Origin of the sequence: Mycobacterium sp. E2733, from assembly GCF_001667585.1 — a bacterium.
Classification (GTDB): Bacteria; Actinomycetota; Actinomycetes; order Mycobacteriales; family Mycobacteriaceae; genus Mycobacterium.
The window spans coordinates 1-797 of sequence record NZ_LZJZ01000056.1 but is presented as its reverse complement, the minus strand read 5'-3'; the positions used below and the strand labels follow the sequence as shown (position 1 = coordinate 797).

The 797-nt window shown below is 70.3% G+C and carries 1 protein-coding gene; it reads left to right on the top strand.

The window, feature by feature from the left end:
* On the top strand, nt 1–797 hold a 797-nt coding region (locus tag A5678_RS10725), incomplete at both ends, for a serine/threonine-protein kinase (RefSeq protein WP_156746852.1).

Sequence of the window (797 nt, the reverse complement as noted above, 5' to 3'; positions counted from 1 at the left end):
GACGAGCCGCACGTCATCCCCATCTACGACTTCGGCGAGATCGACGGACGACTGTATGTGACCATGCGGCTCATCGAGGGCCGCGACCTACACGACGTACTGGCCGACGGGCCGCTGGAACCCGCGCGGGCGATCGCGATCATCGACCAGATCGCCTCGGCACTACACGCCGCCCACGAAATCGGGCTGATCCACCGCGACGTCAAACCCTCCAACATCCTGGTCGCCAAGGACGACTTCGCCTACCTGATCGACTTCGGCATCGCCCGCGCGGCCGGGGAAACCGGGCTCACCAGCACCGGGGCGGCCATCGGCACCTGGGCCTACATGTCCCCCGAACGGCTCAACACCGGACAGGCCGACGCCCGCGCCGACATCTACGCCCTGGCCTGCGTGCTCTATGAGGCGCTGACCGGGCAGCGCCCCTACCCCGGCGACAGCCTCGAACAACAAATCGTCGGGCACCTGACCACCCCGCCGCCCCGGCCCTCGACACGCCGACCCGGGGTGCCCGAAGGCATGGATGCCGTCATCGCCAAAGGCATGGCCAAAGACCCCGCCCAGCGCTATGCCACCACCGTGGAATTCGCGCACGCCGCCCGCGAGGCGGCCACAGTGCCGCTACCCCCACCGGAGCAGACCGTGCAGGTGCACCCACCGGTCTGGCCCGGTCAGCCCACCGCGGGCCGCATCCAGGGCTACGACACCCAACTCGCCCCGATCGGGGCCGCACCCGTCCTGCCACCACCATGGGGGGCACCACCGCTGCCCCAGGTAACGCCCACCCCGCAGCGGCC